Source organism: Halopelagius fulvigenes (assembly GCF_055398025.1).
Genome location: NZ_AP043846.1, coordinates 1,826,979 through 1,852,027 on the forward strand (window position 1 = coordinate 1,826,979; position 25,049 = coordinate 1,852,027).

General features: G+C 70.1%; 27 protein-coding genes. 18 read left to right on the top strand and 9 right to left on the bottom strand.

Annotation, left to right across the window (positions count from 1 at the left end; all coding sequences use genetic code 11):
• Positions 1 to 72 precede the first annotated feature (72 nt).
• The 13 genes from ACZ522_RS14120 to ACZ522_RS14180 all read left to right on the top strand — a co-directional run bounded on the left by ACZ522_RS14120 (position 73) and on the right by ACZ522_RS14180 (position 13,327).
• Positions 73 to 474 carry a DUF5789 family protein gene (locus ACZ522_RS14120; RefSeq protein WP_379698340.1) on the top strand — a complete coding sequence of 134 codons (402 nt, stop codon included), beginning with the start codon at positions 73 to 75 and terminating at the stop codon, positions 472 to 474.
• An 85-nt stretch (positions 475 to 559) separates the two neighbouring features.
• The gene (locus ACZ522_RS14125) at positions 560 to 1,759 is read left to right on the top strand and encodes a M24 family metallopeptidase (protein WP_379698337.1); all 1,200 of its coding nucleotides are present in this window, start codon (positions 560 to 562) and stop codon (positions 1,757 to 1,759) included.
• 83 nt (positions 1,760 to 1,842) lie between these two features.
• Positions 1,843 to 2,799 carry a DNA glycosylase family protein gene (locus ACZ522_RS14130; protein ID WP_464391780.1) on the top strand — a complete coding sequence of 319 codons (957 nt, stop codon included), beginning with the start codon at positions 1,843 to 1,845 and terminating at the stop codon, positions 2,797 to 2,799.
• 51 nt (positions 2,800 to 2,850) lie between these two features.
• Positions 2,851 to 3,486, top strand: a complete 636-nt coding sequence (locus ACZ522_RS14135) for an HAD family hydrolase (protein WP_379698334.1) — start codon at positions 2,851 to 2,853, stop codon at positions 3,484 to 3,486.
• Positions 3,477 to 4,406 (top strand): adenosylcobinamide-phosphate synthase CbiB, encoded by a 930-nt coding sequence (gene cbiB, locus ACZ522_RS14140; protein WP_379698331.1) that lies wholly within the window; start codon positions 3,477 to 3,479, stop codon positions 4,404 to 4,406. Before ACZ522_RS14135 ends, cbiB begins: the two co-directional genes overlap by 10 nt.
• Entirely contained in the window at positions 4,403 to 5,164 is a 762-nt protein-coding gene (gene cobS / locus ACZ522_RS14145) for an adenosylcobinamide-GDP ribazoletransferase (RefSeq protein WP_379699915.1), read from the top strand. Before cbiB ends, cobS begins: the two co-directional genes overlap by 4 nt.
• On the top strand, positions 5,149 to 5,733 hold the full coding sequence (locus ACZ522_RS14150) for an NTP transferase domain-containing protein (RefSeq protein ID WP_379698328.1): 585 nt from the start codon (positions 5,149 to 5,151) through the stop codon (positions 5,731 to 5,733). The genes cobS and ACZ522_RS14150 overlap by 16 nt, the downstream gene beginning before the upstream one ends.
• Positions 5,724 to 6,716 carry a nicotinate-nucleotide--dimethylbenzimidazole phosphoribosyltransferase gene (locus tag ACZ522_RS14155; RefSeq protein ID WP_379698325.1) on the top strand — a complete coding sequence of 331 codons (993 nt, stop codon included), beginning with the start codon at positions 5,724 to 5,726 and terminating at the stop codon, positions 6,714 to 6,716. The genes ACZ522_RS14150 and ACZ522_RS14155 overlap by 10 nt, the downstream gene beginning before the upstream one ends.
• Complete coding sequence (locus tag ACZ522_RS14160) at positions 6,706 to 7,716, top strand: threonine-phosphate decarboxylase (protein ID WP_379698324.1); 1,011 nt, start codon at positions 6,706 to 6,708, stop codon at positions 7,714 to 7,716. The genes ACZ522_RS14155 and ACZ522_RS14160 overlap by 11 nt, the downstream gene beginning before the upstream one ends.
• Positions 7,717 to 7,719: 3 nt before the next feature.
• On the top strand, positions 7,720 to 8,487 hold the full coding sequence (locus tag ACZ522_RS14165) for an adenosylcobinamide amidohydrolase (protein WP_379698321.1): 768 nt from the start codon (positions 7,720 to 7,722) through the stop codon (positions 8,485 to 8,487).
• Between the two features lie 23 nt (positions 8,488 to 8,510).
• Positions 8,511 to 9,803 carry an amylo-alpha-1,6-glucosidase gene (locus ACZ522_RS14170; RefSeq protein WP_379698318.1) on the top strand — a complete coding sequence of 431 codons (1,293 nt, stop codon included), beginning with the start codon at positions 8,511 to 8,513 and terminating at the stop codon, positions 9,801 to 9,803.
• A 31-nt stretch (positions 9,804 to 9,834) separates the two neighbouring features.
• On the top strand, positions 9,835 to 11,460 hold the full coding sequence (locus tag ACZ522_RS14175; RefSeq protein ID WP_379698315.1) for a cobyric acid synthase: 1,626 nt from the start codon (positions 9,835 to 9,837) through the stop codon (positions 11,458 to 11,460).
• Between the two features lie 82 nt (positions 11,461 to 11,542).
• Positions 11,543 to 13,327 (top strand): aldehyde ferredoxin oxidoreductase family protein, encoded by a 1,785-nt coding sequence (locus tag ACZ522_RS14180; protein WP_379698313.1) that lies wholly within the window; start codon positions 11,543 to 11,545, stop codon positions 13,325 to 13,327.
• 2 nt (positions 13,328 to 13,329) lie between these two features.
• Here ACZ522_RS14180 and fdhF read toward each other — a convergent pair whose 3' ends face one another.
• The 3 genes from fdhF to ACZ522_RS14195 are packed head-to-tail and all read right to left on the bottom strand — an operon-like array spanning position 13,330 to position 18,598.
• Positions 13,330 to 16,665, bottom strand: a complete 3,336-nt coding sequence (gene fdhF, locus ACZ522_RS14185; protein ID WP_379698311.1) for a formate dehydrogenase subunit alpha — start codon at positions 16,663 to 16,665, stop codon at positions 13,330 to 13,332.
• Positions 16,662 to 18,233, bottom strand: coding sequence for an NADH-ubiquinone oxidoreductase-F iron-sulfur binding region domain-containing protein (locus tag ACZ522_RS14190; protein WP_379698307.1), 1,572 nt, complete (start codon positions 18,231 to 18,233; stop codon positions 16,662 to 16,664). Before ACZ522_RS14190 ends, fdhF begins: the two co-directional genes overlap by 4 nt.
• Before the next feature lie 59 nt (positions 18,234 to 18,292).
• Positions 18,293 to 18,598, bottom strand: a complete 306-nt coding sequence (locus tag ACZ522_RS14195) for a hypothetical protein (protein WP_379698304.1) — start codon at positions 18,596 to 18,598, stop codon at positions 18,293 to 18,295.
• Between the two features lie 99 nt (positions 18,599 to 18,697).
• Between ACZ522_RS14195 and ACZ522_RS14200 the strand changes: the two genes are divergently transcribed.
• Together ACZ522_RS14200 and ACZ522_RS14205 are read left to right on the top strand one after the other, a co-directional pair.
• Entirely contained in the window at positions 18,698 to 19,474 is a 777-nt protein-coding gene (locus tag ACZ522_RS14200) for a nucleotide-binding protein (protein ID WP_379698301.1), read from the top strand.
• On the top strand, positions 19,471 to 20,031 hold the full coding sequence (locus tag ACZ522_RS14205; RefSeq protein ID WP_379698299.1) for a DUF8054 family protein: 561 nt from the start codon (positions 19,471 to 19,473) through the stop codon (positions 20,029 to 20,031). The genes ACZ522_RS14200 and ACZ522_RS14205 overlap by 4 nt, the downstream gene beginning before the upstream one ends.
• A gap of 44 nt (positions 20,032 to 20,075) precedes the next feature.
• Here ACZ522_RS14205 and ACZ522_RS14210 read toward each other — a convergent pair whose 3' ends face one another.
• The 6 genes from ACZ522_RS14210 to ACZ522_RS14235 all read right to left on the bottom strand — a co-directional run bounded on the left by ACZ522_RS14210 (position 20,076) and on the right by ACZ522_RS14235 (position 23,027).
• A complete protein-coding gene (locus ACZ522_RS14210) occupies positions 20,076 to 20,444 on the bottom strand; it encodes a hypothetical protein (protein ID WP_379698296.1) in 369 nt (122 codons plus the stop codon).
• On the bottom strand, positions 20,445 to 20,687 hold the full coding sequence (locus ACZ522_RS14215; protein ID WP_379698293.1) for an amphi-Trp domain-containing protein: 243 nt from the start codon (positions 20,685 to 20,687) through the stop codon (positions 20,445 to 20,447).
• A 160-nt stretch (positions 20,688 to 20,847) separates the two neighbouring features.
• Positions 20,848 to 21,375, bottom strand: coding sequence for a DUF7261 family protein (locus tag ACZ522_RS14220; protein WP_379698290.1), 528 nt, complete (start codon positions 21,373 to 21,375; stop codon positions 20,848 to 20,850).
• The gene (locus ACZ522_RS14225; RefSeq protein WP_379698287.1) at positions 21,372 to 21,809 is read right to left on the bottom strand and encodes a DUF7262 family protein; all 438 of its coding nucleotides are present in this window, start codon (positions 21,807 to 21,809) and stop codon (positions 21,372 to 21,374) included. Before ACZ522_RS14225 ends, ACZ522_RS14220 begins: the two co-directional genes overlap by 4 nt.
• The gene (locus tag ACZ522_RS14230) at positions 21,802 to 22,497 is read right to left on the bottom strand and encodes a DUF7263 family protein (RefSeq protein ID WP_379698284.1); all 696 of its coding nucleotides are present in this window, start codon (positions 22,495 to 22,497) and stop codon (positions 21,802 to 21,804) included. The genes ACZ522_RS14225 and ACZ522_RS14230 overlap by 8 nt, the downstream gene beginning before the upstream one ends.
• On the bottom strand, positions 22,494 to 23,027 hold the full coding sequence (locus ACZ522_RS14235; protein WP_379698282.1) for a DUF7266 family protein: 534 nt from the start codon (positions 23,025 to 23,027) through the stop codon (positions 22,494 to 22,496). Before ACZ522_RS14235 ends, ACZ522_RS14230 begins: the two co-directional genes overlap by 4 nt.
• Positions 23,028 to 23,050: 23 nt before the next feature.
• Here ACZ522_RS14235 and ACZ522_RS14240 point away from each other — a divergent pair, with 23 nt between their 5' ends.
• The 3 genes from ACZ522_RS14240 to ACZ522_RS14250 all read left to right on the top strand — a co-directional run bounded on the left by ACZ522_RS14240 (position 23,051) and on the right by ACZ522_RS14250 (position 25,034).
• Entirely contained in the window at positions 23,051 to 23,443 is a 393-nt protein-coding gene (locus ACZ522_RS14240) for a hypothetical protein (RefSeq protein WP_379698280.1), read from the top strand.
• A complete protein-coding gene (locus ACZ522_RS14245) occupies positions 23,382 to 24,023 on the top strand; it encodes a hypothetical protein (protein WP_379698277.1) in 642 nt (213 codons plus the stop codon). Before ACZ522_RS14240 ends, ACZ522_RS14245 begins: the two co-directional genes overlap by 62 nt.
• A 150-nt stretch (positions 24,024 to 24,173) precedes the next feature.
• A complete protein-coding gene (locus ACZ522_RS14250; protein WP_379698275.1) occupies positions 24,174 to 25,034 on the top strand; it encodes a hypothetical protein in 861 nt (286 codons plus the stop codon).
• Positions 25,035 to 25,049 lie beyond the last annotated feature (15 nt).

Here is a 25,049-nt window from a genome sequence, read left to right on the forward strand (position 1 = left end):
TTCGACCGCGATTTCTGACCTATCGCCTGCCGGGCCACAGAGTCCTTCCCCGTCGGTACCCTCCGTCCAGACATGGCACCGGACGACTCCGACGACCTGGCGGAACGAGACATCCGAGACGCGAACGAGCGGAGACACGAACGCACGGAACACGTCGAGAACATCCTCAAAGAGACGGACACCTCGCTGGACGACCACAAGTACCCCGCGACAAGCGAGGAACTATCGCGCGCGTACGGAGACCAGACCAGCGACCTGCCGAACGAGACGGAGTCGCTCGGGAGCGTGTTCGACCGCCTCGACGACGAGTACGACTCGGCCCAAGAGGCGCGCGAGGCCGTCTACAACGAACTGACCGGCGAGGCGATGTCGGACCGCACGCCCGAGGGCGGCGTCGACGCGGCGGAGGCGAACGACCAGCGAAACCTCGAAGAGATAGACGACGTCGAGGACGACCGCACGAGCGGAAACTGACCCCCCGACGCGCCGTCCGCCGTCCCGCCGTCCGAACGTTTCCGCCTCTCGTGGCTATTTATCCGCGCACCTCCGACGTGAGCGTATGGCGACTCGTCTCCCCGACGCAGAGTTCGAAACCCGTCTCACGCTCGTCCGCGGCCGCCTCGCCGACGCGGACGCCGACGCGGCGGTGTGGTTCGACGCGACGAGCATCGAGTATCTGACCGGCTTTCACCACGTCCAGACGGAGCGACCGGTCGTCCTCGCGGTGACCCAGGACCGCGTCAAAATCACCGTCCCCCGCCTCGAAGTCGAACGCGTCTCCGAGACGCCGACCATCGACGCCGTCCACCGCTACTTCGACTACCCCGGCGGCGACCCCACGGAGACGGCGGTTGAGATGCTCCGCGGACTCGGCGCGGAACGCGTCGCTGCGGACGCAGACGGCGCGCCCGGCGTCATGGGCTTTCGCGGGCCGTCGTTGTCGGACGTTCTCGACGTGGAGACGCAGAACTGGGTCGGACGGATGCGCTGGGAGAAGTCCGACGCCGAAATCGACTGCATCCGCGAGTCGGCGAAGTGGGCCAACCTCGGCCACCGCCACCTCGCCGACTACACCGAAGTCGGCGCGCACCCCGCGACGGTCTCCCAACGCGCCTCGATGGAGGCGTCGCGCACGATGCTCGATACCCTCGGCGACCGATACGCCGTCCGCGTCCGCGGCGACGGCCCGGTGACGGCCGGCTACGTAAGCGGCCGCGAGACGACGCTTCCGCACGGCCACACGCCGAACGAACGGCTCTCGGAGGGCGACGCGATAATCACCGGCGCGACGGCGAACGTGGACGGCTACTACTCCGAACTCGAACGCACGATGTTCGTCGGCGACCCCTCGCCGGAGGACGCCCACTACTTCGAGGTGATGCTCGAAGCCCAGACCATCGCCATCGACTCGCTCGGCCCCGGCGTCGAGATAGCGTACGTCGACGACGCCGTGACGGAGTACTTCGAGGAACAGGGCGTCGCCGACTTGGCGCAACACCACGTCGGACACAACATCGGCCTCGACGGCCACGAACCGCCGTACATCGACGGCGGGTGGACCGACCACGTCGCCGCCGACTACGCCGACGCCTCCGAGGGGGACGAGCGGATGGCCCCCGGACACGTCTACACCGCCGAACCCGGCATCTACACGGAAGAGGCGGGCTACCGCCACTCCGACACCGTCGCCGTCACCGAGAACGGGACGGAGACGCTGACGTACTACCCCCGCGACCTCGAATCGAACGTGATTCGGTAGCTCCGCCCACCACTTCCGCCGAACGGGTCACTTTCGCTCCGCTCTCGGCGGAGGTTCAAGGGGAGTCGAACGCTGGTCCCGCCATGGCAGTTGCGAAGTGGACGAGTCTCGCGCTTCCCGTCGCGGCGCCGTACGACTTCCGGCGGTCGGTCGAGTACCTCGACCGGTTCGCGCCCGCGTCCGACGGCACCGCCGGTCACCGCGAGGCCGTCGTCACGGGCGGGTTCGCCCCCGAACCGTTCGTCGCCCACCTGCACGCGGACGAGTGCGGCCTCGTGCGCGCCCGGGTGGAGTGGGTCGAGGAACCGGGCGACGGAAACGCGGTGGCGGAGCGCCTCGATTCGTTCCTCTCTTTCTCCGACGACCCCTCGCCGTTGTACGACGCCGCCGCCTCGGACCCGGCGTTCGCGCGCGCCGTCGCCGACCTGCGCGGCTACCACCACGTCCGCTTCCCGACGCCGTTCGAGGCCGCCTGCTGGGCCGCCATCTCGCGTCGGACGCCGACGGCCCTCCGGTGGAAGCGGTCCCTCGCGGAGTCGGTCGGTCGGGTCGTCGCCGTCGACGGACTGCGTCCGTCGGCCCGCCGGACCGTGTCCGGCGACGCCGGGTCTTCGACCCTCCGTCTGTTCCCGACGCCGGGACGCGTCGCGGCGGCCCCCGAGACGGTCCGAGAAACGCTGGACGACGAAGCCGCGCGGGCCGTCCTCGCGGCCGCGGAGGCGTTCGAAGGCGAGGACCTCTCGGCGCTCTCGTCGCGGAGTCTCGTCGCCCGCCTCTCCGAGGTTCGGGGGTTCGACCCCCGGTCGGCCACCTTCGTCGCGCGCCGCGGGTTCGGCCGCGCGTCGCTCCTCCCCGTCCGAGAGCGTCGCCTCCGGGAGGCCGTCGCCGACCTGTACGGCCTCGACGACGCCACCGACGACGATATCGTACGGCTGAGCAACGCGTACGGAGACCACCGGGGGTACTGGGCGCACTACGTCCGGGCGTGGGCGTCCCTCCGCGACGGCGGCGACGGCGGCGGTGACGCCGGCGACGACTGAGCGCCGTCCACCTCCGGCATATTGAAGTCGAATTTCGCTCACTCTCATGACGTGGCAGTCTCTTTCGACCTCTTCGGCACCCTCGTCTCCGTGGACCGAACCGCCGACCCCGCGGCGGCGGTGGCGGCGGAACTCCGCGAACGGGGCGTCGCCGTCCCGGACGACTGGGCGGCGGCGTACGGCGAAGTCCACGTGGACGCCCCCGAGGGCGCGGAAGTCCCCCTCCCGGCGCACGTCGCCGCCGCCCTCCGCTCTCGCGGCGTCGAGGTGCCCGCGAACGCCGCCCGCCGGGCCGTCGTCGCCGCCTTCGACCCCGACGTGGAGACGCGCCCCGGCGCGGCGGAGGCTATCGCCGCGGCGGCGGAACGCGGCCCCGTCGGCCTCCTCTCGAACTGTTCGGTCCCGGAACTCGTCGCGCGGACGACCATCCGCGCGGACTTCGACCGCGACGCCTTCGACGCGACGGTGACCAGCGTCGCCTGCGGGTGGCGAAAGCCCCACCCCGAGGCGTTCCGCACGCTGGCGAATCGACTCGGCGTCGCCCCCGAAACGCTCGTCCACGTCGGCGACGACCCGGAGGCGGACGGCGGCGTCGAGGCCGTCGGCGGGCGGTTCGTGGACGTCGCGGACGTTCCGCTGGAGACGCTGGCGGCGCGCCTCCGCGACGGGGGAGAGTCGTGCCCCTGACCGCAACCGCGGCGGTGGGCCTCGCCGCCGCCTTGGACGCCGCGTTCGCCGAACCGCCGACGCGACTCCACCCCGTCGCGCGGTTCGGCCGCCTCGTGGGCGCGGTGGACCGCGAGTGGTCCCGTCCCCGACTCGTCGGCGTCGTCGCCGCCGTCTCGCTTCCACTTCTCTTCGCGGGCGCGGGCGCTGGCGTCGTCGCCGCCGGTTCGACGCTCCACCCCTCCCTCGGCGCTCTCCTCGCCGGACTCGTCCTCTTCTCGACGACGAGCCTCAGGATGCTCCTCGATTCCGCCCGCGAGGTAGTCGCCGAGGCGGACGCCGACATCGACGCTGCGCGCCTGTCGCTCCGCTCTCTGGCCGGGCGCGACGCCTCCGCGTTGGACGCCGCGCACCTCCGCTCCGCGGCCGTCGAGAGCGTCGCGGAGAACCTCGCTGACGGCCTCGTCGCACCCCTCGCCGCGTTCGCGGTCTGCGCGCCGTTCTCGCTCCCCCTGGCCGCGGGCGCGGCCGCGTGGGTGAAAGGCGTCAACACGCTCGACTCGATGCTCGGCTACCGGTCGAAGCCCGTCGGGTGGGCCCCCGCCCGCCTCGACGACGCCGCGATGTGGCTCCCGGCGCGCCTCTCGGCCCTCCTCGTGGCCGTCGCCGCCGGGACGCCGACGCTCGTCTCGTCCGACCGGGTTCGCTCGTTGGCGCGGCGGCCCGCCTCGCCGAACTCCGGGTGGCCGATGGCGACGATGGCGGCGGCGCTTCCGGCGCGACTGACGAAACCGGGCGCGTACGACCTCGACCCCGGCGCGGCCGCCGGCGGGCCGTCCTCGCCGCTCCCCTCCGCCGACGACGCCGCCCGCGCCGTCGCGGTGACGCGCCGCGCCGGACTGCTGGCCGTCGCCCTCGCGGGGGTGGTCGCGTGGTTCTGACTCTGACGGCCGTCCGCGGCGGCCTGACGTTCCTCACTCGCCTCCCCGTCGAGAGCGACGAGGAGTCGTGGGAGGCGTTCCGCCGGACGCCCGCCGCGTTCCCCCTCGTCGGCTACGTCGTCGGTCTCCTCGCGGCAGTCGCGCTCTCGCTTCCCCTCCCCGCGCCGACGGCGGTTGCGCTCTACCTCCTCGTCCTCTACCTCCTCACGGGCGTCACGCACGCCGACGGCCTCGCGGACGTGGGCGACGCCGCCGCCGTCCACGGCGACGCGGAGCGTCGCACGGCGGTGCTGAAAGACTCCGCCACCGGGGTCGGCGGCGCGTTATCGCTCGGCGTCGTCCTGCTCGTTCTCGCCCTCGGCGCGTTCTCCCTCACGATTTCGCGCGGGTGGCATCCGCCGGCCGTCTTCGCCGTCGCCCTCGCCGCCGAAGTCGGCGCGAAGGCCGGGATGGCGTACCTCGTCTGCGCGGGCACCCCCGCCCACGAGGGGATGGGGTCCGCGCTCGTAGGCGAGGCCGACGCCTCGGACCTCCGACCGGTCGCCGTCGCTCTCGCGCCCCTCCTTCTCGTCGCCGCGTTCGCGGGCGGGGCGGGCGTCGTCGCCGCGGCACTCGCGCCCGTCGGCGTCGCGTCCCTCGTCGGTCGGTGGGCGGACGACCGCCTCGGCGGCGTCAGCGGCGACGTGTTCGGCGCGGCCAACGAACTCGGGCGCGCCGTCGGACTCCACGCGGGGGTGATAGCGTGGACGCTCTTCTGATATGCGGCGGCCGCGGCACCCGCCTCGGCGGCGAGACGGAGAAACCCCTCGTCCGTATCGACGGGACGGCGATGTTCGACCGAGTGACGGCGGCACTCCGCGAGAGCGGCGTCGATACCCTCCACGCCGTCGTCTCCCCGAACGCCCCCGAGACGGCCGCTCACGCGCGCGAGAGCGGAATCTCGACCGTCGAGACGCCCGGCGAGGGGTACGTCGATGACCTCGGGTGTGCCCTCGATGCGGTCGGTCGCCCCGCCGTCACCGTCGCCGCGGACTTGCCCCTCCTCGCCGCCACCCACGTGGACGACGCCGTCGCGGCGGCGCGGCGGGCGGGTTCCGAAGGCGAGTGCGCGTCGGTGACGGTCTGCGTCCCGGCGGCGTTGAAGCGCCGACTCGGCGCGTCCGCGGACACCACCTTCGACCGCGACGGGCGGGAACTCGCGCCGACCGGACTGAACGTCGTGTCGGAATCCCCGGACGACACCGTGCGGGTTACGTACGACGCCCGCCTCGCGGTCAACGTGAACCGACCGGACGACGCGGAACTCGCGGAGGACCTGTGCGACTGATACTCGTCGCGGGCACCACCCGCACGGCGGAACGAGACGGCATCAGCGCCGCGGGCGCGACGCGGGACCTGCTCCTCCACACGCCGAGCGCGGACGCGGAGATTCTGACGTACGGCGAGCCGATTCGCGCGCCGGTCACGCCGGTCAGTCCGTCGGGGTGTCCGACGCCCGCGGCGGTCACCCGCGCGGTGTACGAACTGCTGGACTTCGAGGCGACCGTCGTGGACGGCGGTCTGGCGCGTCCGACCGCCGCGCCGACGGTGACGGTGGGCGCGAAACCCGGCCGCGACATCGGCGAACCGGACCCCGTTCAGACCGCGCCGGGGGCGTTCGCCGCCGCGCGGGAACTCGGGCGCGCGCTTCCCGACGAGGAGATCGTCGTCGGCGAGACGGTGCCCGGCGGGACGACGACGGCGATGGCCGTCCTCCGCGCCCTCGGCGAGGAGTGGCCCGTCTCCTCGTCGCTCCCCGAGAACCCGGTCGAACTGAAGGAACGGGCCGTCGCCGAGGCGTTCGAGTCGTCGGACCTCGAACCCGGACGGGCGGCCCACGCGCCCGAGTTGGCCGTCAGGTTCGTCGGCGACCCCGTCCTCGCGGTGGCCGCGGGACTGGCCGCGGGCGCGCTCGAATCGGGGACCGAGGTGATTCTCGGCGGCGGGACGCAGATGCTCGCCGTCGCCGCACTCGTCCGCCACGCGGGCGTCCCCGAGTCGATGACGCTCGCCACCACGTCCTACCTCCGCGACGACGTGCCCGAACTCCCCGCCGCGGCGGCGTCGTTCGACCTCGAACTGGTCGTCACCGACCCGGGGTTCGACGCCCCGGACGCCGGTCCCCTCTCGGCCTACGCCGACGGCGTGGCGAAGGAGGGGGCCGCGATGGGCGGCGCGCTCTATCTCGCCTCGCGAGAAGGCGTTTGCGAGCGCGTAGCCGACGCAACGCTTGATATGCTGGCACGTCTCAATGTGGACGATGGACCCTGATGCCGTCTCCTCCGTGTCTCGGGTTCCGCACGGCGGTTCCGACGACGACCGGCTCGTGGACTTCAGCGCCAACACGAACCCGCGGCAGCCGCCGGGGGCGGCGATGGCGTACGAGGCGGCGTTCGGCGTCACCTCCCGGTACCCCGCCGACGATTACGCCGACTACCGCATCGCCGCCGCGAGATACGTCGATTGCGCCCCCCGACAGGTCGTCCCCACCGCCGGCGGACTCGCAGCCCTCCGACTCGCCTTCGGCGTGACGGTCGACAGCGGAGAGACCGTCGTCCTCCCCGAGCCGAGTTTCGGCGAGTACGACCGCGAAGTCCGACTGCAGGGCGGCGTCCCCGTCCCCGTCGCCCACGACGAACTGCTCTCCGTGGACCCGTCCGGTCACGCCGCCGTCGTCGTCTGCAACCCGAACAACCCGACCGGCGAGGCGTACCCGCCGACGGACCTCCGCGCGTTCCTCGCGCGGTGCCGGGAGGCGGGCACCGTCCTCGTCGCCGACGAGGCGTTCCTCGATTTCACGGACTACCCCAGCCTGGCCGGCGAGGACGGCGTCGTCGTCGCTCGCTCCCTGACGAAGATGTTCGGCATGCCCGGCCTGCGCGCGGGGTTCGCCGTCGCGACCGGTGGTCTCCTCGACAGACTGGAGCGCGCGCGCCCGACGTGGGCGCTGTCGGCCCCCGCCGCCGACGTGGGCGAGTACTGCCTGAAACAATCGTCGTTCGTCGCCGAGACGCGCGACCGGGTGTTCGATGAACGCACCCGGATGCGGAACGCCCTCGAAGGCGCGTACGACGTCCACCCCTCGGACGCCCCCTTCCTCCTCCTCAACGTGGGCGAGAGGGACGTGGACGACCTGTTGGCCCACGCCAGAAGTCACGGGCTGTCGCTCCGCGACGCGCGGACGTTCCCCCGACTGGACTCGCACGTCCGCGTCGCCGTCCGCCGACCGAAAGAGAACGACAGGCTCATCGAAGCCCTCCTCAACGCCTGAGACGTGTCCGACACCGCCGGCGTCTTCGACTGCCTCGTCCGCGACGGCGTCTGCCGCCTCCGCAGACCCGAGACCCGGTGGCTCTCGACGGGACACGCCGGCGGCGAGTCCGTCGGCCCCGCCGCGTACAACGTGAGCGTCCCCGAGGGCTGGGCGGACAGAGACGTGGACGGCTACGTCGCGCGCCGACTCGCGGACACCGGGTTCGACGAGGACGGCCCGGCGTTGCTCACCGGCGTCTCGATGCGTCACGCGCGCGTCGCCCGACTCGGACCGGTCGAAGCCGTCGTCACCGCGGGCGTCAGTAACCCCGCCGCGTTGCCCCTCGACTCGGGGGGTTCGACCGTCGGGTCCGACGGCTCCGGCGACCCCGACGCCGACACGGACGCGACGCCCGCCGGCACGGTGAACGTCCTCGTCGGGACGACGCGCGCCCTCGAACCGGGTGCGCTCGAAAACCTCGTCGCCGTCGCCGCCGAGGCGAAGGCGGCGACCCTCCTCTCGCGGACGGGCGTTCCGGGGACGACGACGGACGCGGTGGTCGTCGCCTGCGACCCCGCGGGCGACTCGGCGGCGTACTCCGGGAGCGCGACGGAGGTTGGGGCGGCGGCCCGCGCCTGCGTGCGCGACGCCCTCCTCGCCTCCCTCGATTCGCGCTACGCCGACGAGGCCCCGCCGGAATCCGTCTCCGAGGCGGCGCACGGCGTCGTCACCGACGACCGGGCGGCGGTGTCGCGCCCGCCGGGTGCGGAGCGACCGAACCGTTCTTGACCGCACCCGCGCCACGGAGACGTATGCGCGGTAACACCGACGAGACGCGGGACCGGGCGGCCTCCGTCCTTGAGTCGAACCGCCGGGACGGCTACACCATCCCCTCGGCGACGCTGTACCCCTTCCAGTGGAACTGGGACAGCGCGTTCGTCGCGGTCGGTCTGGCCCGGACCGACCCCGAGGCGGCCAAGCGGGAGATCCGGACGCTTCTGGACTCGCAGTGGCGAAACGGGATGGTCCCCCAAATCGCGTTCTGGTCGGACGCCGGCGGCTACTTCCCCGGCCCCGAGGAGTGGGGAATCTCCGCGGACCGGACGGGCGGCACCGTCCGGACGAGCGGAATCACGCAACCGCCGATGGTCGTCCCCGCCGCACGCCACGCGTACGACCTGACGGGCGACGAGGCGTTCCGCGACGCCGTCCTGCCCGCCCTCCGCGACCACTGCGAGTGGTGGCGCACCGAACGCTCCGACGACGGCGAACTCGTCTGGGTGCGGCACCCGTGGGCGACGGGGATGGACGACTCGCCCGCGTGGCGCGCCCCCCTCGAACGGTTCGACCCCGGCGACGTGGAGTACGTCCGCGAGGACCGCAAGGACGAGAACTTCGCCGCGCAACGGCCGACGGACTGGGACTACGACCGCTACGTCGCCCTCGTCCGGCAGGGCCGGGCGCTGGATTGGGACGAGGAACGCCTCCGCCGCGAGTCGCCGTTCGTCGTCGAGGACGTGCTGACGAACGCCCTGTACGTCCGGGCCTGCGAGTCGCTCTCGGCGCTGTTCGCCGACGCGGGCGACGACGAGGCGGCGGCCGAGTGGGACGCGCAGGCGACGGCGACGCGGCGCGCCCTGCGGGAGCGACGGTGGGACGACGAACTCGGCCTGTACGTCTCCTACGACCTCGTCTCCGACGAACCGCTCTCGGTCCCCTCCGTCGCCGGCCTCCTCCCGACGCTCGCGGGTGCCCCCGACGACCACCAGCGCGAACGACTCCGCGAGACGCTCTCGGAGTTTCTCGCGTACGACTACGCTGCCCCGTCGTACGTCGGACCCGACGTGGACTACGACCGCTACTGGCGCGGGCCGGTGTGGCAGAACGTGAACTGGCTGCTCGAACGCGGCCTGCGCCGCGTCGGGTTCGACGAGGAGGCGGCGCGCGTCCGCGAGGACAGCGTCTCGCTGATTCGGTCCGCGGGCTTCCGCGAGTACTTCAACCCCGAGACGGGCGCGGGCCGGGGGAGCGACCGCTTCTCGTGGAGCGCGGCGCTCTACCTCGATTGGACCGCCGCCGACCCCCTCGCCGTCCCGAACCGATGAGACTCTTACCTCGGGCGACGACCGTACGCGTATGACCGACGGCGACGCCTCCGACGCGCCGACCGGCGAGGAGTCCCGCCCCGCCCGAACGCTCCTCGTCGCGGGCACCGCGAGCCACGTCGGCAAGAGCACCGTCGTCGCGGGCCTCTGCCGCCGCCTCGCGGACCGGGGCGTCTCCGTCGCGCCGTTCAAGGCGCAGAACATGAGCAACAACGCCCGCGCCGTCCCCCGGGCCGACGCAGTTCGGGACGAAAGCGAGAGCGACCGAGACGTCTTCGGCGAGGTGGGCGTCTCGCAGTACGTCCAAGCGCGGGCAGCGCGAGTTCGCCCGACGACCGACCACAACCCCGTCCTGTTGAAACCCCGCGGCGACGGGGAGTCGCAACTCGTCGTGGACGGCGAGGCGGTGGCGCACCTCTCCGCGGGCGAGTACTACGACTCCCATTGGAACCGCGCGCGGACCGCCGCGGAGGCGGCCCACGACCGCCTCGCCGCCCGCCACGACGTTATCGTCGCCGAGGGCGCGGGGTCGATAGCGGAGATAAACCTCCACGACAGGGACCTCTCGAACGTCGAGGCGGCGCGCTTTTCGGACGCGGACGTGCTTCTCGTCGCGGACATCGAACGCGGCGGCGTCTTCGCCTCCCTCGTCGGAACGCTCGAACTGATGCCCGACGACGTGCGCGAACGCGTCGTCGGCGCGGCGGTGACGAAGTTCCGCGGCGACCGGTCGATCCTGGACCCCGGCCTCGACGCGTTCGAGGAGCGAACGGGCGTTCCGATACTGGCCGTCCTCCCGTACGACGACCCCGGACTCCCTGAGGAGGACAGCGTCTCGCTCCCCGCCGAGGGCGAACGGGCGACGCTCGGCGGTCCCGATTCCGCCGACGAGGGCGTCGCCGTCGCCGTCCCGCGCCTGCCGCGCATCTCGAACGCGACGGACCTCGAACCCCTCGCGGCGGAACCCGGCGTCCGCGTCGCCTTCGTCCCCCTCGATTCGGACCTCTCTTCCGCCGACGCCGTCGTCATCCCGGGGACGAAGAACACCGCCGACGACCTCCTCGCCTGCCGCGAGGCCGGACTCCACGACCGACTCCGGACGTTCGACGGCCCCGTCGTCGGCCTCTGCGGCGGCTACCAGTTGCTCGGGGAGAGACTCCTCGCCGCCGACGCCGAGGGGACGGGCGACCGGACCGAGATTCCCGGCGTCGGACTGCTCCCGGTCGAGACGGCGTTCTCCCCGGAGAAGCGCGTCGCGGCCGTCGAGTGGACCGTCGAGGGGTCGGGCCCCGTCGCGGGCGCGACCGGCCCCGTCTCCGGCTACGAGATTCACGCCGGCGAGACGCGGGCGACGGCGGCGGTCGAGACGCCATTTACGGACCCCGAGACGGGCGCGAGCGACGCCTCCCTCGGCGCGCGCCGCGGGGACGCCCTCGGGACGTACCTCCACGGCCTCTTCGAGAACGACGTGGCGCGGGCGGCGTTCGTCCGCCGAGTCTTCGAGGCGGCGGGGGTCGAACCGCCCGAACGCGACTCCGCGGCGGACGGCCGACCCGCCGACCCGTACGACCGCGCGGCGACGCTCGTCTCGGAGATTCCGCTCGACGCGCTTTTCGGAGACTTCGACGGGCGAAGCCCGTCGGACAACCGGACGTAGTCCGGTAACGCGGTGGCCCCGCGTGACTCGGAGTGACCGTCCGCCGAACGCCTCATACCCCTCGCGCCCTTCGAATCCGACGATGGAGACGCCGCCGTACGCCCTCCGGGCGAACCTCTCGACGGGCGAGACGCGCCGCGAACGACTCCCCGCGGACTGGGGAGAGCGGTTCGTCGGCGGGAAGGGTCTCGCCGCGCGCTACCTCTACGAGGCGCTGGACCCCGGGACGGACCCGCTCTCGGCGGAGAACGTCCTGATTTTCGCGCTCGGCCCCCTCTCGGGCCACCTCCCCGGCGAGACGCGCGTCGCCGCCGTCACGAAGTCGCCGCTGTCGGGCGCGTTTCTCGACTCCTACGTCGGCGGGTCGTTCGCCTCCCGCCTCGTCGGGTCGCTCCGACCGAACGCGCTCCTCGTCGTCGAGGGCGTCGCGCCGGAACCGTCGGCCCTCGTCGTCTCCGACGGCGACGTTCGGATCGCGCGGACCGACTCGTGGGGCGAGGATGCGCTTACGACCGACGCCGCGTTCGACGGCGGCGTCGCCTGCATCGGCCCGGCGGGCGAGAACGGCGTCCGGTTCGCCACCGTCGCGGTGGACGGCGGCGACCACCACTTCGGGCGCGGCGGCGTCGGGGCCGTCTTCGGGTCGAAGCGACTGAAGGCCGTCGCCGCCCGCGACGACCCGCCGACGCCGAGCGAGGAGTCCGAGGAACTCGCGGCGTCGTTCCGGTCGAGCGACGCCGGTCGGTGGTTGGACGCCCACGGGACGGTCGGCACCGTCGAGTTCGCCGACGCGGCGGACGTACTTCCGACGCGCGGGTGGCGCGACGGCACGTTCGCGGGCGCGGAGGACATCGGCATCGAGGCGGTGCGCGCGGCGGCCGTCGCGCGCGAAACGTCCGACGACGACGTTCCCGGCGACTTTCGCGTCGGCGGCGAGGGCGACGACGGACCCGGGGGCGGCGAGGGCGACGACGGACCCGGGGGCGGCGAGGAGACGGTGCCGCGCGGCGCGACGCCCATCTCCCTCGGCGCGGCCCTCGGAATCGACGACTTCGACGCCGTCGCCGAACTCGGCGGCCTCTGCGACCGACTCGGCCTCGACGTGATTTCGGCCGGCAACGCCGTCGCGTGGGCCATCCGCGCCGCCGAGGAGGGGTATCTCGCCGAGGGCGCGCCGGCGTTCGGCGATGCGGAGTCCGCGCGGGAACTGCTGGAGAACGTCGCGCGACGGGAGACGGAACTGGGGGACGCGCTCGCCGAGGGGGTGGCGGCCGCCGCCGACAGGTTCGGCGGTTCGGACCTCGTGCCCGTCGTCAAGGGCGTCTCGCTGCCGACGTACGACCCCCGAGGCTCCCCGGCGCAGGCGCTCGCATATGCGACAAGCGACAGGGGCGCGTGCCACCGCCGCGCACGGCCGGTCGTCGAGGAGGTGTTCGCCACCGAGGCGTGGACGGAGGCGGAACGCGCCGCCAGCGTCGTCGCCGAACAGGACGCCCGCGCCGCCTCGTGGTGTCTCGTCGCCGACGACTTCGTGGGCGACGTGCTGTCGGAGCGTGCGGCGGAGATGCTCGAAGAGCGCGGCTACGACGTCGATTTGGAGACGCTCGGAGAACGAGTGTGGAACCTCACGCGCCTGTTCAACGTCCGCGAGGGGTTCGACCGTTCGGACGACTCCCTGCCGGTCGCCCTCCGCCGATCGCAGGTTCGGGGGCACCGCGAGGGGTTGGACGCCGACGCGTTCGAGTCGTTGCTCTCTGCGTACTACGAGCGTCGCGGGTGGGACGAGTCGGGGCGGCCCGCGCGTTCGACACTCGAACGGTTAGATCTACTCTCGGACGCGGACGCGGAGACGCCCCTCGGCGAGTGAGGTCAGTCGTCCGCGCCGGACTCGCCGGCCGGCGGGTCTCCCTGCTCTTCGCGGCCCGCGGTGGCGTCGCCCGGCATCTCGACGGTGAACGGTTCCTCGTCGGGCTCCGGGCCGAGCGGTTCGATCTTCACGCTCGACACCTTGTACTCGGGGATGTGCGAGGTGGGGTCGGTCTCGTGCGCCGTGAGTTCGTTGACCGCGCCGCGGGCGAAGTGCATCGGGATGAAGACGACGCCCTCGTCGGACGTCTCCTCCACGTCCGCGCGGACGACGATGCTCCCGCGTCGCGAGGAGACGCGGACGTACTCGCCGTCCGAGACGCCCAGCGTCTCGGCCATGTCCGGGTGGATGGTGACGAAGCTCTCCGGGACGCTGTGCATCAACGCCTCGACGCGCCGCGTCATCGTCCCCGTGTGCCAGTGGTAGAGGACGCGCCCCGTCGTGAGCATCAGCGGGTACTCCTCGTCCGGCATCTCCTTCGGCCCGGCGTAGTCGGCGGGGACGAACCGCGCGCGTCCGTCCTCGAAGTTGAACTCCTTCTCGTAGAGGTACGGCGTCCCGGCGTGCTCCTCGTCCCAGACGGGCCACTGGAGGCTGCCGTCCTCCTCCGCGAGGCGGCCGTAGTCGACGCCGCCGTAGATGGGGACGAGCGAGGATATCTCCTCCATCACGTCGGAGGGGTCGTCGTAGTCCCACTCGTAGCCGAACCGGTCGGCGAGGTCGATGAGTATCTCGAAGTCGGACTTCGCCTCCCCCGGCGGGTCGATGGCGGGGCGAACCCGCTGGATGCGGCGCTCGGTGTTCGTGAACGTCCCCGACTTCTCGGCGGCGGAGGCGGCGGGCAGAACCACGTCGGCGTACTGGGCGGTCTCGGTGAGGAAGATGTCCTGCACTGCGAGGAAGTCCAACTTCTGGACCGCCTGTTGGGCCTCGGTGGTGTTCGGTTCCGAGAGCGCGGGGTTCTCGCCCATGATGTACATCCCGTGGAGTTCCCCGTCCATCATCGCCTCGTACTGTTCGGGGAGGCGGAGGCCCACCCTGTCCGGCGGGCGGACGCCCCACGCGTCCTCGAACTTGTCGAGCACCTTGTCGTCTTGGAGGTCCTGGTAGCCCGGAAGCGTGTGAGGGGCGGGGCCCATGTCGCCGCCGCCGCCCTGCACGTTGTTCTGTCCGCGGAACGGCGACAGTCCCGCGCCGGGTTTCCCCATGTTCCCCGTCACGAGGGCGAGGTTCGTCATCGCCAGCACGTTGCGCGTCCCGTGGGCGTGTTGGGTCATCCCCATCGCCCACCCGAAGATGCAGGTGTCGGCCGTCGCTATCGTCTCGGCCGCCTCCTTCAACTCCTCCGGCGGGACGCTCGACAGTTCCTCGACCCGTTCGGGCGTGAACGGTTCGACCTTCTCTTTCAGTTCCTCGAAGCGCTTCGTCCGGTTCTCGATGAACTCCTCGTCGTGGAGGTCCTCGGAGATGATGTGGTTTATCATCCCGTTTATCCACGCGATGTCGCTCCCGGGGCGCGTCCGGGTGTACTGCGTGGCGTGTTCGGCGAGTCCGACCCGCCGCGGGTCGAAGACGAACAGGTCCGCGCCGTCGCGGGCGTTCTGCTTGATGCGCGTGGCGAGGACGGGATGGCTCTCGGTGGTGTTCGACCCCGTGATGAGGTAGCAGTCCGTCTCGCCGACGTCCTCGTTGATCCGCGTCGCCATCGCGCCGTAGCCGACGGTCTGTTGTAAGCCGGCGACCGTCGAGGAGTGACAGAGGCGAGCGCAGTTGTCCACGTGCGGCGTCTGCAACACCTGCCGGGCGAACTTCTGGTTCAGGAAGTTCTCCTCGTTCGTCGCCTTCGAGGAGGAGGTGACGGCGATGGAGTCGGTGCCGTACTCCTCTCGAACCGCGGTGAGGTTCTCGTATATCTCGTCTAGCGCCTCCTCCCACGTCGCCTCGCGGAACTCGCCGTCCTCCCTGATGAGGGGCGTGTCGAGTCTGTCGTCGCTGTCGGCGAAGTCGTAGCCGAACTTCCCCTTCACGCACGTCGAGAAGTCGTTGGCGGGGGCCGAACTGTCGTCCTCGGTGGGGCGGACGCCGAGTATCTCGCCGTCCTTGCCGTACAACTCGAACCGACAGCCGACGGCGCAGTAGTTGCAGGTGGTCTCGGCCTTGTTGACCCGCGAGAGGCGGGCGTCGCCGATAGTCGTCGCCAGGCCGAACAGCCACCCCGCGGGAATCGACTCGGAGGTGACGTCCTCCGCGACGTGTTCTATCCGCTGCATCATCGTCTTCCCGACGCGCCTCCCGTTCTCGCGCGCCTGTCGCTTCGCCTTCTCCATGTAGCGCGCGACGCCGGAGAGGTCGTCCGACTCGGCCGCGCCGGCCGCGGCCGTCGGGCCGTCCCCGCCGTAGATGTCGCGGTTCGGACTGTCGGACGTCTCCGCCGTCTCGACCGGGACGTGCTCTATCACCTTGCCGATGGAGTTCTTCTGCGAGAACCCCGGGATGGGGAGGGTGGCCGCGTCCACGAGTCCCTTCTCGACCAGCGACCCGGTCGGACAGACGGTGGCGCAGTGGCCGCAGGAGACGCAGGTGGAGTCGTCGAACTTGTCCGCGCCGTTCTGGAAGTCGATGTGCAGGTCTTGACCGGTGTCGCCCTTCATGCGGAGGACGCCCTCCACCTGCACGTCGTTGCAGGCTTCGACGCACCGGTTACAGAAGATGCACTTGTTGCGGTCTATCTGGATGACAGAGGAGGAGTCGTCGAGCGGAACGTACTCGTCTCTGTCCTCGAAGACGCCGTAGCGCGGTTCGTGGACGCCGTTCTCGATGGAGGCGTCCTGCAGTTCGCAGCGCCCGTTCTGTCCGCACGTCGTACACCGGAGGTTGTGGTTCGAGAGGGTCAGATCGAGGTTCACGTCGCGCATGTTCGCGGCGTCCTCGTCGTCGGTGCGGACGGTCATGCCGTCCTCGACGGGGTAACTGCAGGAGGGCACGATGCCGTGTTCCTCCGTCTCGACCACGCACGTCCGGCACTCGCTCCGCGGACCGACGTTGTCCCCCTGTTCGCTGTCCCTGTCGTAGGCGCAGAGGGCCGGGACGTTCCCCTCGGTGTCGACGGCGTCGAGGCCGTCCTTGATGGTCGACCCCGGCGGGAGGGAGATGCTCTTGCCGTCCACGGTGATCTGGGCCATCCCCTCGGTTCGAGAGCCGACCTCCGGGTCGTTGGCGGTGCCCGTCACGAAGTCCTCCGTCAGCGGCGTGGAGGGTTGCGGGTCCTCGACGTCCGGGACGCCCGGAAGCGGCTCCGAGTCCGCCGTGTCGACGGGCGAGAGGTCGTCGGAGCTCATCTGTTCGCCTCCCTACTCGCGACGTTACACTCGCCGGCGGGACACCGACCGTCGGCGTGGACGCGGAACTCCGTCTCGAAGGCGTTCACGGCGGTATCGACGGTTCGGCCGGCGTTCCGGCCGAAGCCGCAGGTGCTCGTCGCTCGCATCGTACGTGCAAGTTCTCGAATCATATCGTCGTCGTAGTCGCCGTCGTACACCTCCCGGAGCAGGTTCACCAACTGCTTCGTCCCCTCGCGGCAGGGGGCGCACCGCCCGCAGTTCTCGTCCTGCGCGAACCGGGCGCGCTTCCCGGCCGTCGCGACCGGACACTTGTCCTCGTCGAACAGTTCGACGACGCCCTCGGTGCCGAGGTTCGCGGCGTTGAGGGCGGGCGACGACACCGTGTGGTCGAGGTGCGTGGTGAAGCCGCCGAACTGCCCGCCGACGACGGCCATCTTCGGCGACCCCTCGAACCCGACGGCGTCGCGGACGACGGACATCGACCCGCCGGTCGGGAGTTCGACCGTCGCGGGCGAGTCCACGTCGCCCGTGACGCTCACCAGTCGGGTTCCCGGGTCGGCGTCGTCCGGGTCGAACGCCTCGGGGTTCGAGAGCGCGAGGCGGACCTGCGCGAACGTTCGGGGCGTGTGGACCAGCGTCGGCCGCCCGTAGAGGCCGTGGACCGCGGGCGAGGGCGGCGTGAGTCGCGCCTCGATTCGGTCCGACCCCTCCAACGCCTCCAGCGCTATCGTCGGTTCGCCGGCGATGTAGCGGTCCGGACCGGCGACGACCTGCGGCCGCGATTCGAGTCGGCCCTCGTCTACGAGCGCGTCCACGGCCTCGCGCACCCGGCGGCGGAGGAACTCGTCGGCGGTGGTGTACACCACCACGTCCGTCGCGCCGACGGCGTCGGCGGCGAGCGCCGCCGCCTCGACGACGCTCGCGGGGTCGGACTCCAACAGGAGGGGGTCGGCCTGGTTCCGCGGGTCGCGGTCGTTCGCGTTGACGACGACCACCGGGTCGCCCTCCTCCTCGCGAGCGGTCTCCCACGCGTCGGCGACGGACTCGTCTCGGTGGGCGTCGCCCCGTCCGCGTCCGAGGAGGCCCACCTCGGCGACGCGTTCGTGGACGCTCTCGGCGTCGGTCACGGGCACCGGTTCGGGCGCGTCGTCCGCGGTGGCCCACCCGCACCGCGCGAGGACGCGGCGGCGGCCGACCGAGAGCGGTCCGTCCTCGGGCGTCGGAAGCGACTCGGGCGAGTCGCCGTGTTCGACGACGGCCGCCGCGCCGTCGGTCGGGAGGCTCCCCGATTCGACCGCCTCGACGAGTCGCTTCGCCCGCGCGCCGTCGCAGTTCGCGTGGTACGCGGTCCGGCCGTCGAGCGTACAGAGAACGAGTGGTTCCCACCGGTCGGCGCCGGTCGGCCCCGTCTCCACGACGTCGACGTCCGACGCGGCGTCTCTCGCCCCGTCGAGGACTGCCGTCGCCGCGGAGACGCGGCGTCCCTCCTCCTGTTCGTCATGAGGGCCGTGCGAGCCCACCGTGACGCGAACGGTCGGACCGCCACGGCTGCCGGCTGTTGACATACGTCTCTGTCAGAAGAGAGTCGGGGAAAGGTTTATTGGCGATTCGCTAACCTCTTCGCTCAGAACGGCGGGGTGAGGTGGTTTCCGTCGCTCCGCCGCCGCCAGAGGAGCGCGAGAACGAGGGCGACGAGGAGGACGCCGACGACGAGCTTACCCTTCCCGCCGCCGCCCTCCGAGTCGTCCGCGTCCGATTCGGTCTCCTCGTCCGCATCGCTCGTCACGTCCGCGTCCTTCTGGGCGTCCGCGGTGGTCCGAACCGTCGTCTCGTCCGGCTTCGTCGTCTCCTCGTCGCCCTCCGTCTCCGCTTCCGTCTCGGTCTCTGCGTCCGTCTCGTCGGCGTCGGCGGTGTCTGTCTCGGTAGACATACCCCTCCGTACGCCCGGGGGTGAAGTAGTCGTTCGCCACAGAATCACTGTCGGCAGTCGAGTTTCAACACTTTTGACGGGGGGTCGCGTGGCGGGCGTATGGTCGAGGCGTTCGCCGTCGCAAGCGGCAAGGGAGGAACGGGGAAGACGACGAGTACGCTCGCGCTCGGGATGGCGCTCGCCGACCGGTACGACGTGACGGTCATCGACGCCGACACGGGGATGGCGAACATGCTGTTTCACACCGGCTTGGACGACGCCGACGTGACCCTCCACGACCTGCTCGTGGAGGGCAGGGGCGCGGCCGTCGAAGACGCCGTCTACGACCGGTTCGGACTCTCGGTCGTCCCCTGCGGGACCAGCCTCGACGCGTTCGAGGCGGCCGACCCCGCGCGCCTCCGCGACGTGGTCGCGGAGTTGGCCGCCGACACGGACGTTCTCCTGTTGGACTCGCCGGCGGCCCTCGGGTCGAAGAGCGCCGTCCTCCCCGTCGTCCTCGCGGACCGGGTGGTGGTCGTCCTCCAACCGACGATTCCGTCGCTCTCGGACGGTCTGAAGGTGCAGGAGTACGCTCGCTCCTACGGCACGGAGACGGCGGGCGTCCTGTTCAACCGCGTCCGCCCGGACGAGGACGTCGAACGCGTGGCCGAGCAAGCGGCGCAGTACTTCGGGGGGACGACGCTGGCCGCCGTCCCCGAGAGCGACGCGGTGCGGGCGGCCCGCCGCGAGGGGAAACCCCTGCTGGCGCACGCCCCGAAAGACCCGGCGGCGGACGCGTTCCGCGAGGCGGCGGCGTCGCTCGAAGTTCGCTCGGACGGCGACGCGGCGGGCGTCGCCGAACGGTTCCGGAGCGCAGTCGTCCCCGACAGGGTGTGACCGTGCCCGCAGACGTGCGGATACCCGAAGGCGACCTGATTCGCTCGCGCGTCGTCGCCGACGCGGGCGTCACGCTCTCGGCCGCCCTCGACGGCGAGTTGACAGGCTACGCCGTCGTCGAACCGCAGGACGCCCTCCTGTTGGGCGACGGCGGCCGCGCCGTCCTCACCTTCGAAGATGGGGTTCCCGTGGTGGCGTACGACCCCTCGACGGACCGGGGCGGGAGCGACGTCCTCGCGGACTTCGCCGCCGCGGGGCCCTACCGCGTCGAGGTGTACGAACTCCCGGCGTCGGCGTTGGAGGCGGCGCACCGAACCGACGAACTTCGCGTGCCGCCGACGGAACCCGCGGACAGACTCGCCGCCGACCCGACTCTCGCGGAACGAACCCGCGAGGCGACGCCCGACGAGAGACTCGAAGCCGAACGGGATCCGAGCGCCGTCGAGGCGTTCCTCGCGGACGCCGACCGAATCGAGGCCATCCGCGAGGAGGCGCGCGAGGAGGCGGCCGCGCGCGCCGAGGAGTGGGGACTGTCGGATCAGTTAGACGACGGGTAAAAGGGCGGTGCGGCGTCGGCGTTCGTCTCGGCGGTTCGACCGGCTCAGATGCCGGGGATGCCCAACGCGTCGGGCGTGACGATACCGAGAGTTCCGAGGGCGAAGAGGATGCCCACGGCGACCAACCACGCGATGAGGCCGATACCCGCGGCTATTCCCCAACCACCGGGGTATATCCAGTTGATGACGCCGACCCAGATGATCAGCATCAGTATCGGCCCGACGAGGGGGATGCCGCCGAGGAAGTAACTCACCAACGCCCACACGGTCGCGCCGACGAGTGCGGTGAGTATCGCACGACGGAACCCGGTGTCGCGGTCCACCAGCAGTTTTGCGCCGGCGGCGATGCCGACCGCGCCGACGAGTAGCCCGACGAACCAGATGAGCGCCGAAGCGACGATGCTTTGGACCATCTATTTGTCCCGTTTCCAGTGGGCCGTCAGGTCTATCGACTCTTTGTCGCCGCGGAGTACGGACGACCGCTCGACGACTTCGACCTCGGTCTCCACCTTCCGCGTCGGGCTCAGGTTCACGCGCTTGTTCCCGACGAGGATGTTCGCGTCCGAATCGCCGTCGAACTGGTCCGCCAGTTCTCGGAGGTAGTCTGCGAACTCCTGTCGGTCCATCGTTTGCTTGGATTCGGTTGAGTTTGCCATAGGCGTGAATTTGGTTCGATAATCGAAAAGAGTGCGGGCCGAAGACACGAATAATTTAGAATATTTCACGTATATCGTCTAATAATTACACTCTCTACTTCGTACCAGTACCGGGTTTCCGGACGCGCCGCCGCGCCGTTCTCGACCGGGTGCGGGCGGTCTACGCGACGGGACGGACGACGACGGTCACCTCGCTCCGTTCGTCGGGGGCGACGACCGAGAGATCGAACGCCGCGGCGACGACGGCCGTCTCGGCGGCGCGTTCTTGGACGACGACGCCGTCTTCGACGCGGCACGCGCCGAAGTCCCGCCCGGCTCCGGTCGGGCAGTTCCGTCCCGCCCACCGCGCGGCGGCCGACCCGTTCGCGGAGACGACGAGCGACCGTTCCTCGCCCGCCCTGTCCTCGGCGAGGCGGCGCGCGTCGGCGTCGACGGCCGCGCGAACCGCCGCGGCCGCCGCGTCGCGGTCCTCCCACGCGTACTCGCCGTCCGCGTCGGCGGCGGCGCGGACGAGCGACGTTCGGAGCGTCTCGCGCGCCTCGTCGACTCCCGAGGGGTCGGTCGGTCCGGGAGACGGCGTTCGGTCGGCGTCATACCCCAGTTGGGCGTACGCCAGCGTCATCGGGACGAGGGCGACGGCGACGACGACGGCCGCGAGGAGGACGACCTGCCCCCGATTCCGGCTCACACGTACCACACCCTGAGCGTCACCGCGCATCCGGCGGTCTGGCGGTCGGCGCGACCGGACGGGAGTCCGTCGGGCGGAGGGAACCCGACGCGGCCGTGCGGCGTGACGAGGCGGTACGCCACCGAGTCCGGCAGGAGGGCGTCGAGGCGCGTCGCCACCGCCTCGCGTTCGTTCTCGAACGCCGACTCCGATCGGCAGGCGGCGGTCAGCCGCGAGATTCCGCTCCCGGTCGGCGGTTCGGCGGCGAGGACCGAGAGCGCGTCCGACGCCAGTCGGTCGAGTCGCTGTGAGTCCGCGGTGTCCGCGTCGCCGCCGACGGGAGCGAGGGCGAACCCCGCCGCGACGGCGGCGACGAGGAGGATGCCGACGACCGCTTCCGCCAGCGACGTGGCGAGTTGGGCGCGACCGCCGGGTACCGTCCTCGGGTCACGCACCGACGGTCACCTCCAGCGTCTCCGCCGAGGCGTTCGTCGCCGTCCACTCGACGGTGGCCCCGCCGTCGCGTCCGCCTTCGACCGTAAACGACAGTCTCGGCGGGGTGACCGGCGGGACGGAGACGACGTACTCGCCGGCGAGTCCCGACCGGTCGTGGAGGACGACCCGGTCGTTCGCTCGAACCGTCACCACCGTGGTGTTGCCCCCGGCGGACACGTCGAGGCGGACGCGCCGCACCCGATCCGGCAGCGACACGACCGTTCGCTCCGCGAAGTTCAGCGACTCGGACCGGCGTTCGCCTCCCTCGACGCGGACGAGTCTGCGGACGGTCGGCCCGTCCGGGTCGCCCCGTTCCAGAAGCGTCTCGTTCCCGAGTCGGACTCGGACCGCGCGGCCCCGGACGGGCGGCGCGAGTCGGTCGATGTCGGCGGCGTCGAGCGTCCGAACCGCCATTCGGTTCACGACGTTCGCGCGCCGCGTGTGGTTCGCGTCGGCGGCGACGAGGCGGGCGCTTGCCGCCTCTGCGGCGTGTCTCGCCCCGGGGTCGCGGTCCGCGCCGCCGAGTGCCCGGTCCGCGAGGGCGACGCTCCCGACCGTCGCCGCGGTCAGGAGGACGAGTGCGGCGGCGAGAGCGAGGAGGTTCGCCTGCCCGCGCGCGTCGGCGGCCCGTAAACCGGCGGCGTTCACGGCGTCACCCCCGTCTCGTTCGCCACCTCGGTCAGGTTCCCGTTCGCCAAGGAGACGCGCGGGCCGCGCGCGCCGTCACCGACGACGACCCACGAGGGGTCAGAACTCGTCCACGTCCCCGTCACGTTCGACACCCGCGACGGCATCGCGAGTCGGACCTGACCGCCGATACCGGGGTTCGGGTGGTCGAGGACGAGCGTTCCGTTCGTCGCGCGGACGCGGTAGGGGTCGCCGCGGACGGTGGCCGGAAGCGGGGCCGAGACGACGCGTTCGACGCCGACCGAGCGCTCCGGAACCGCGCCTTCGACGCGTTCTGCGGCCCCGACGAGGGCGCGTTCGCCGACTTCGGCCCCCGCGGCGGTGCGGTAGTCCGGGACGACGCCGCCGTAGAGTGTCGTCGTCAGCAACGCGACGAACAGGACGACGATGCCGACTTCGAGGCCCTTGCCGACGACCGGCGAGAGGGCGCGGTCCGCGGGGCGAGTCCCCGACGAACGCGACGGATGCGCCGGCCGCGGCGGACGACCCATCAGGCCACCTCCAGTCGCAGGTCGTGGACGACGAGGCGGACGCTCCGCCGCCCGACCAACGCAGCATCGAAGACGCCGAAGAAACAGATCGGTATCAGGAACTGTTGATGCAGGCGGTGTCGAAGAAGTTGAATACGGCTGTGGAGAGCGGAAATCTCTCTGTAATGTCGCATGCGACGGGGGTGACGAGCGGGAATAGCTCTATCGAGATGGCTGACTGGAACAAGTACGAACAACTCAAAGACCTCTTTCGACAGGAACCGCAGTACAACACCGAATTTACCAACAACATCTTCCAGTGCATCATCTTCTCCAGCCGTGTCCCCCCCTACGGGGCGTGGGAAGTCGAACACAATGTACACCCTCGTCGAGATCGGGCAGACAGTCTTCCCCGATCTCCGGGTACTATCGAATAACACGTCCGACCCGTACGAGACGGTACCGGAGCAGTGGGTCGACGTCGAACAGTCCATCCGCGACTACGACGGCTGGCAAATCCTCCTCATCGACGAGGCTGCACAATTCCTCCAGTATGCCGATCAGGGCGCTGGGAAGACTGTGAGTCAGATGCTGAAACTCCTTCGACACAACCACTGTCACCTGATTATGGTCGGGCACACCGGCATGGACATCCCTGCCGACATTCGCCGACAGGTGTTCGTACTCGACAAGATCTCGCAGAAGAAGGGTATTCTCGGGTACGGTATCACGGGTTCGAGCCAGGGAGACACGATGCAGGTCGCCCAAGAAGTTCTCCGGCTAGACTCGATCCCAGCAACGAGCATTGGATACGATGATATTGACGACGAAGGCATTGAGATCAAGTTCGACAAAGACACGAGCGAGGACTCGACAGAGGCGGTGTCTGCGCCGCAGTGTCAAGCGGAGACGAACGCTGGCAATCAGTGCCCGAACGACGCGAAGTACCCACCAGAGGAGCCTATCGTGTGCGTCAATCACCGACACAAAGCCGACGACATCGACGTTGACGAGTGACGATTGTGAAGGGGGTCGCGTGTACGCGCGATCGCGCGTAGCCCTCTGTTGACCCCTCCCCCTCTCTCTACAGAAACAGACCGAACTGAGGATCGGTGATAGGCAACCTACCGCTTATATCCGCGAGTGTACGACAGACAGACACACGCGATGAGCCAGGACGAGCGCGAGGAAGAGGAAATCTCTGAGCAAGAGGAGGATGAGGGAAACGAACCCGATCAACAAGAACGCGAGGAAGACGACGATTCTGAGCAAGAAGAACTCTTCTGGGAAGGGGTTCCGATTTATGGGTATTATGACCGGGAGTCGGAGGGTGAGCCTCATGAGACAATACCTGAGTTCCTTCAGTCGAACTATACTTTTCTCGCAATTTCAGGTATCTTCGCTGCGCTTGTCACGTATCTCTCAAATATCCAAGTAGTTACCCCTCAACAGCGAATCTTTGGCATGACCGGTGCAGCGATTATGTTTATTGTCGCATTCTGTACAGTAATCCATAATAGCTTCCTTGAGATTGCAAAAGCATACAAGAATAATTCGCTCTTCCATCAAATTTCGCATTCAACAATCGCCTTTTCGTTGGCAATCATTGCAATTTCCGTGTCATTCTATTTCATACCATACCCTGACGCATTTCTCTCTGCGCTTGATACAATTCTAGGCCCACTGATCCTCATAGCCACTATTTTCATTATGCGTGGAAGGTTTGAATCCTCAATAGTAGATCGGATCTCAGAGAGAGTTCAGCTTCGGTTTGGAAGGATTACTCGCAAAATTGCACAATATTCGTTCTATATTGCAGCTATTTCTCACTCTGCGTATATTAGTGTACCAAACGCTTGGTTAGCTGAGGTAGGAGTGCCGACACGTCCTAGTTATCTTCCTCCGGAGAGTGTGGCTCTCAATATCCTGTTGATAGTGACAACGGTTCTACCGAGTTCGATTCTCATTATCTTGTTTGCAGCGGCCTTACATGAAATCTACCAGTTGATGGGGCGAGACAGAGAGTGAGATATACGCACTGTT